The sequence below is a fragment of the Ruegeria haliotis genome (assembly GCF_013377785.1).
Lineage (GTDB): Bacteria > Pseudomonadota > Alphaproteobacteria > Rhodobacterales > Rhodobacteraceae > Ruegeria > Ruegeria haliotis.
In genome coordinates this window covers 47242-54947 of record NZ_JABXWT010000003.1, presented here as the reverse complement: position 1 = coordinate 54947, position 7706 = coordinate 47242, and the positions used below count along the sequence as shown (strand labels likewise).

At 58.7% G+C, this 7706-nt stretch carries 6 protein-coding genes; all 6 read left to right on the top strand.

Translation table 11 applies throughout. From position 1 onward, the window contains the following. The coding region (locus HW561_RS08775; RefSeq protein WP_211198574.1) for a COG4223 family protein at positions 1-1100 on the top strand (1100 nt) is incomplete at its 5' end. A gap of 10 nt (positions 1101-1110) precedes the next feature. Next, positions 1111-2598, top strand: coding sequence for a heme biosynthesis protein HemY (locus HW561_RS08770; protein WP_176863779.1), 1488 nt, complete (start codon positions 1111-1113; stop codon positions 2596-2598). Positions 2599-2681: 83 nt separating this feature from the next. Further along, complete coding sequence (locus HW561_RS08765; RefSeq protein ID WP_176863777.1) at positions 2682-3779, top strand: MHYT domain-containing protein; 1098 nt, start codon at positions 2682-2684, stop codon at positions 3777-3779. A gap of 141 nt (positions 3780-3920) precedes the next feature. After that, entirely contained in the window at positions 3921-4754 is an 834-nt protein-coding gene (locus HW561_RS08760; protein ID WP_176863776.1) for an FAD binding domain-containing protein, read from the top strand. Positions 4755-4767: 13 nt separating this feature from the next. After that, complete coding sequence (locus HW561_RS08755) at positions 4768-5262, top strand: (2Fe-2S)-binding protein (RefSeq protein WP_176863774.1); 495 nt, start codon at positions 4768-4770, stop codon at positions 5260-5262. Further along, a complete protein-coding gene (locus tag HW561_RS08750; RefSeq protein ID WP_176863772.1) occupies positions 5259-7676 on the top strand; it encodes an aerobic carbon-monoxide dehydrogenase large subunit in 2418 nt (805 codons plus the stop codon). The genes HW561_RS08755 and HW561_RS08750 overlap by 4 nt, the downstream gene beginning before the upstream one ends. Positions 7677-7706: the final 30 nt, after the last annotated feature.

Sequence of the window (7706 nt, the reverse complement as noted above, 5' to 3'; positions counted from 1 at the left end):
CCGAAGCCGAAGCCGAAGCCGAAGCCGAAGCCGAAGCCGAAGCCGAAGCCGAAGCCGAAGCCGAAGCCGAAGCCGAAGCCGTCCCAGAACTGGCCGAGGAAAAAGTCGTCGAACGCATTGTGGAAAAGCGCGGCGGGTTTGTACCCGCGCTGATCGGTGGCGTGATCGCTGCGGCAGTTGGATTTGTTGCCGGACGTGGTGATCTGATCCCGTCCGGAGGCACCGACCCAACCGATGCAATTGCCGCGCTTGAAACCAAGCTGGCGGATCAATCTGATCAGATTGCCAAATTGTCGAAAACTCTGGCGGATACGTCTGCTCCCTCAGATCTGTCGGATCAGGTCAAGGTGCTGTCGGACAAGTTGACGCCGGTTGAAACCGATCTGACTGCGGTGAAGACCAGTGTGGAAACCCTGAGCAATCAGATTGGGCCCCTGGCGGACCGGCTCTCTGCGCTTGAGAAGAATCCAATCGAGGCAAACGTGTCCCCCGAGGCAACTGCGGCCTTTGAGGCAGAACTGGAGAAGCTGCGGGATTCACTGGCCGCACAACGCAGCGAAGTAGAGAAGATGGTTACTGATGCGCAAGCGTTAGAAGCGAAGGCCTCGGCCGAAGCGCGTGCGGCCACCAACGCCGCTATCCTCTCTCGCCTGCATGGTCAGTTGGATGGGGGTCAGCGCTATGATGAGTTGGTCGACGAGTTGAAAGCGGGTGGGGTTGATGTGCCCGACGCGTTGTCGACGCCTGCCGAAAAAGGTGTTGAAACACTGTCCGCTTTACGTGCCTCATTTGCGCCGGCAGCCCGGTCGGCGCTGGCAGAAGCGCGGGATGCGGATAAGGGCACGGGCCTGGTTGCTTTTCTGCAACGTCAGACCGGAGCACGGTCTGTGACGCCACAGGACGGTGATGATCCCGATGCGGTCCTGTCGCGGGCGCAAGCTGCACTGGCCGACGGAGATTTGTCCAAGGCGCTGAGCGAACTCAAATCCTTGCCCGAAGCGGCGCAAGCCGCGTTGGCCGATTGGGAGCAGGCGGCCCAGACACGGGTGTCTGCCGTCGATGCCGCAAATACGCTTGCTTCAAGCCTGAACTCGAACTGAAGGACCTGCCATGCTGTGGTCATTGTTTAAGATCCTTGTTTTTGTTGCGATTATTGGCCTGCTGGCCCTTGGCGCTCAATTCCTGATGCAGACCAGCGGCGGTGTGCAGATCACCGTCGCGGGGACCGAATACACTCTGGGTCCGCTCCAGTCGGTTATTGTACTGGGTTTGCTGGTCTTTGCAGTTTGGCTGTTTTTCAAGCTGCTCAGCCTGCTGATCGCCACGCTCAAGTTTCTCAACGGGGACGAAACAGCGCTGTCACGCTATTTCGACCGCAGCCGCGAACAACGCGGGTATCAGGCGCTGGCTGATGGCGTGATGGCACTGGCATCCGGCGAAGGCCGCGTGGCGATGACCAAGGCCAGCAAGGCCGAGAAACTGTTGAACAAGCCGGAACTGACCAATCTGTTGGTGGCGCAGGCGGCAGAGATGACCGGGGATACCCAAAAAGCCTCTGACACTTACAAAAAGCTGGTTGCAAACAATGCGACGCGTTTTGTTGGCGTGCGCGGCATCATGAAACAGAAACTGGCCGAAGGTGATGACGAAACCGCGCGCAAGCTGGCGGAAAAGGCGCTGGCGATCAAGCCACGCCATCAGGAAACACAGGACGTCCTTCTGAACCTGCAAACCAAGGCTCAGGACTGGGCCGGGGCGCGGTCGACGCTGACGTCGAAATTGAAAGCGGGCTACCTACCAAGGGATGTGTTCAAACGCCGGGATGCGGTATTGGCCCTGTCCGAGGCCAAGGGCATTCTGGATGACACGGCTACGGTAGCACAGCAGGAGCACGCGATTGAGGCCAACCGCCTGTCGCCTGACCTGGTTCCTGCCGCTGCCATGGCTGCGCGGGCCTATATCGAAAAAGGCAAACCCCGGCCCGCGACCAAGATCCTGAAAAAGGCGTGGGAGGCTCAACCCCACCCCGATCTGGCTCATGCCTTTGCTGAAATCGCACCGGACGAAACCCCGCAGGATCGGATAAAGCGCTTTACCGCGCTGACCCGTATCCATCCTCAGAATATGGAAACCCGTCTGATACTGGCCGAGCTGAATATCGTGGCAGAAGACTTCCCCGAAGCCCGTCGTGCCCTGGGTGATATCGTAGAGGAAAAGGGCGATGCCCGTGCCTATACCTTGATGGCCGCAGTTGAACGCGGCGAAGGCTCCTCGGATGCGGTGGTACAGGGATGGTTGGCAAAGGCGTTGAACGCGCCGCGCGGACCGCAGTGGGTGTGTGACAACTGCCATGATATTCAGGTTGAATGGGCGCCTGTTTGCCACAACTGTCACAGCTTTGATACGCTCAGCTGGCAAACGCCGCAAACTCCTGAAATCGCCAGTGCCACAGGCGTGCACATGCTGCCGCTGATTGTTGGCGCGTTGGAAGATCAGTCCGAATCTGCCGAGGCAGCAGAGGATGAAGTGACTGATGAACCCCAAGTGATCGAGTTGGATGTCGAACCGGCTGAGGGCGAGGTCGAAAAACACGCTTAATTGTTCCGGGCCGTCGGGTGATTGTGCCAGACAATTCTGTTTGCTAACGTTTCCCTCGCGTCGGGGAGGGCGTTCAAACCCAAATGTTGGACTATTCACATAACGCCTGGCTGGTGGCGACCTCTTTGGCCGTGATCATGATGGCTGCCTTTACCGGTCTATATCTGACGCATGGCGCATCGAAGCTGGGTAATCAGAGGCGCAAGCTTACCGTCGCATTGTCCGCCGTGGTGCTGGGTGGTGGCATTTGGTCAATGCATTTCGTTGCCATGCTGGGCCTGCAACTGCCAATCCTTTTTTACTATGACGCCCTGATCACCCTGATTTCCGCGCTGGTCGCGATCTTGATGGTCGGGCTGGCATTGTTGCTGCTGCATTTCCGACCCCGCACAATGCCCGTCATGGTGGGGGCGGGGGTTATTGTTGGGCTGGGTATTGTCTCGATGCACTATATCGGGATGGCCGGGATGCAGCTCTGCCGTCCGGTCCATAGTGCTTTCGACGTGATCTTGTCGACCGTGGCCTCGGTGCTCCTTTCGGTGCTGGCGATCTGGATCGCGTATGACAGCCGCACGCATCGCAACATCCTGTTGGGCACCGTTTGTTTCGCCGTGGCCGTGTTCGCCATGCATTTCATTGCAACCGGACTGACCGATTTCGTGGTTGGCGACTCCACCGGCGGTGCTGGACCGGCGTTGAACAATCAGGTTTTGGCGATGGGTGTGACGGTTTCGGTCTTTCTGATCTGCGGGGGTTTTTTGCTGACGGGGATCACAGTCATCGGACCCGAACCCAAAATCGTACCCGAGCATGCGCCCGAACCTGAATCCGAACCCGCCGCTGTGCTGCGCGCAGGCATTCCGTTCGAGCGGGAAGGTCAGACATTTTTTGCCGAACCTGCAATGATCGCCGCCGTCCGTGCAGAAGGCCATTACACTGTCCTCTACATGGATGCGGAGAAGCTGTTCTGCCCCTGGTCCATCACTGAGGCTGAAACGCGCCTGACATCGGATGGGTTTTTGCGGGCGCATCGCAGTTATCTGGTCAATCCGAAATTCGTGTCCAGTTTTGAGCGGCACAAGGATAACGGCACCTGCTATTTTGACGGCGTTGACGCATTGACCAAGGTCCCGGTCAGTCGATCCCGCCTGAATGACATTCGCGACGCGCTGGGCCTCTGATCGCAGCTCGTGCAGCTTATTCGCATTTCGTGAAACAGACCGCGCTCCCCGTTTCCACGTGCTGGAACGGGGTCGGCGTAACCGCCTTTGCTGTGGTCCAGACCCCAGGCGATTGAACTGGACGACCCAGGGAGGAAAACTATGATACCAGCCGGATTCGAGTATCACCGGCCAGGCGACATCGCCTCGGCAATCGGCATTCTGCAGGAACACGGAGACGAGGCGCGCGTTATTGCGGGCGGGCACAGCCTGATTCCGATGATGAAACTGCGCATGGCCGAAATGGGTCATCTGGTCGATCTTCAGGGAATCGACGAACTGAAGGGCATCGATATCGGCGCCGAGACCATCACGCTGGGTGCGATGGTGACGCAGCACGAGATGATAACCCATGATGGTCTTGCGGTCGCTGTCCCTCTGATCCGCGAGGCCGCTTTGCAGATCGCCGATCCGCAGGTTCGTTACGTCGGTACAATTGGTGGCAATGTTGCCAACGGCGATCCGGGCAATGACATGCCGGGGTTAATGCAATGCCTCAATGCCAGTTTCGAGCTTTCTGGCCCCGATGGCATCCGCAGCGTTGCGGCGCGCGATTTCTACGAGGCCGCGTATTTCACCGCTCGCGAGGACGAAGAGATACTGACTCGTATCTCGATCCCCAAGCCGGGTGCCGGTGTCGGGCAGGCCTATGAGAAGCAAAAGCGCAAGATTGGTGACTATGCGACCGCTGCGGCGGCTGTGATGATTGGCAACGGGCAGGCCTCGGTCGCGATGACCAATCTGGCTGACACGCCGATCTGGTCCGAAGAGGCAGGTGCGTGGCTGGCTGGTGGCAACATTGAGGGCTGTGTGGCCGCAATGCTGGATGCCATCGATCCGGTTGAGGACAACCGGGGCCCCGTCGAATTCAAGAAACATGTGGCCGCCGTGATGTTGCGTCGCGCCATCGACCGCGCATCAAGCCGCGCGGGTTGAGGGAGGATCAACGATGTCGAAAATGCATGTAAAACTGACCGTGAACGGACGCGAGGTCGAAGGGCTGGCCGAGCCGCGCACGCTACTTATTCACTTCTTGCGGGAAGATCTGAAAATCACCGGCCCCCATATTGGCTGTGAAACCAGCCACTGCGGCGCCTGCACGGTGGATATCGACGGTAAGTCGGTCAAATCCTGTACCGCCTTTGTGGCGCAGGTGAACGGGGCCGATATCACCACCGTCGAAGGGCTGACCAATGACGATGGCAGCCTTGGTGTGTTGCAAGAGATGTTTCGCGAACATCACGGGCTGCAATGCGGCTTCTGCACGCCGGGCATGATCACCCGCGCCCATCGCCTGCTGCAGGAAAACCCGAACCCGACCGAAGAGGACATCCGCTTTGGTATGGCAGGCAATCTCTGCCGCTGCACCGGATACCAGAACATCGTCAAGGCCATAGCGGCTTCGGCGGACATGCTGAATGCTCAGAAGGAGGCTGCGGAATGAACGATCAGACCCTGACCGCCGAAGAACGCGCCGCCAATCTCAAAGGGATGGGCTGCGCCCGCAAACGCGTCGAAGACGTGCGCTTTACCCAAGGCAAGGGCAATTACGTTGACGACATCAAGATGGACGGGATGCTGTTTGGTGATTTCGTCCGCTCACCCTACGCACACGCGCGCGTTAAAAGCGTGAACAAAGAGGCAGCACTTGCGCTGCCCGGTGTGATCGCTGTGCTGACTGCCGAAGATCTTGCGCCGCTGGGCCTGCATTGGATGCCGACACTGGCCGGTGACAAACAGATGGTTCTGGCCGATGGCAAAGTGCTGTTTCAGGGTCAGGAGGTCGCTTTTGTCGTGGCCGAAGACCGTTATATCGCGGCGGATGCCGCCGAACTGGTCGATGTGGATTACGAGGAACTGCCCGTCATCACCGACCCGTTCGAGTCGCTGAAATCCGATGTCGTCCTGCGCGAAGACCTTGAGGGTCAGACCGAGGGCGCCCATGGGCCCCGCAAACACCACAACCATATCTTCACATGGGAGCAGGGTGACAAAGACGCGACCGAGGCTGTTCTGGCCGAGGCTGACGTGGTCGCCGAAGAGATGGTCTATTACCACCGCACCCATCCCTGTCCGCTGGAAACCTGCGGGTCTGTGGCCAGCATGGACAAGGTGACCGGCAAGCTGACGTTGTACGGAACCTTTCAGGCGCCGCACGCGATCCGGACGGTTGTGTCATTGATCTCGGGCATTGCCGAGCACAACATCCGTGTCATCAGCCCCGATATCGGTGGTGGGTTTGGCAACAAAGTTGGGGCCTATGCGGGCTATGTCTGCTCAGTTGTGGCCTCGATTGTCACCGGTAAGCCGGTGAAGTGGGTCGAGGACCGGATGGAAAACCTGATGTCCACCGCCTTTGCCCGCGACTACTGGATGCAGGGCAAGATCGCTGCAACCAAAGAGGGCAAGATCACCGGCCTTTGGTGTCATACGACGGCCGACCATGGCGGTTTTGACGCTTGTGCCGATCCGACCAAGTTTCCGGCTGGGTTCATGAATATATGCACCGGGTCCTATGATATCCCTATGGCCTACCTAGCCGTGGACGGTGTTTACACGAACAAGGCGCCGGGGGGCGTGGCTTATCGCTGTTCCTTCCGCGTGACCGAGGCCGCCTATTTCATCGAGCGGATGATCGAAGTTCTGGCCATCAAGCTGAACATGGACGCGGCAGAGCTGCGCCGGATCAACTTCATCAAAGCGGATCAGTTCCCGTATCAGTCTGCGCTGGGCTGGGAATATGACTCGGGCGATTACCACACCGCTTGGGAAAAGGCGCTGAAGGCTGTGGACTATGACAGTCTTCGGGCAGAACAGGCGCAACGGGTCGAAGACTTCAAGGCTGGTAAGACCCGTAAGGTGCTGGGGATTGGCCTGACGCATTTCACTGAGATCGTCGGTGCCGGACCGGTGAAAAACTGCGATATCCTCGGCTTGGGCATGTTCGATAGCTGTGAAATCCGTATCCATCCGACTGGGTCGGCCATCGCGCGGCTTGGGACGATCAGTCAGGGTCAGGGTCATGCCACGACCTTTGCCCAGATCATCGCCAGCGAGATTGGCCTGCCCGCCGATGACATTACGCTGGAGGAAGGCGATACCGACACCGCGCCTTATGGGTTGGGCACGTATGGGTCTCGCTCGACCCCCGTGGCAGGTGCCGCGACCGCCATGGCAGCCCGCAAGATCCGCGCCAAGGCGCAGATGATTGCGGCCTATTTGCTGGAAGTGCATGACAACGACGTCGAATGGGATGTCGATCGGTTCGCCGTCAAAGGTGCGCCCGAGCGGTTCAAGACCATGAAGGAGATCGCTTTCGCCGCCTATAACCAAGCCATTCCGGGGCTGGAACCCGGTCTGGAGGCGGTCAGCTATTATGACCCGCCGAACATGACCTATCCGTTCGGGGCCTATATCTGTGTCATGGAGATCGACGTGGATACTGGCGAATGGGAGGTCCGGCAGTTCTATGCGCTGGACGATTGTGGCACACGGATCAACCCAATGATCATCGAAGGGCAGGTTCATGGCGGTGTGACCGAGGCGCTGGCCATCGCGATGGGACAAGAAATCGCCTATGATGAGATGGGTAACATCAAGACCGGCACGCTGATGGACTTCTTCATTCCAACCGCGTGGGAGACGCCGAACTATACAACCGATCATACGGTGACGCCGTCCCCGCATCATCCGATTGGCGCGAAAGGTGTGGGCGAAAGCCCGAATGTAGGCGGTGTGCCTGCGTTTTCCAACGCGGTGCATGATGCGTTCCGACCCTTTGGTTTGGTTCAGAGCCATATGCCGCATGATCATTGGCGCATCTGGAAGATTGCCAATAATCTGGGGATGCACGGGTAATCGGTTTCGAACCGGCTGACGCCGATCCGA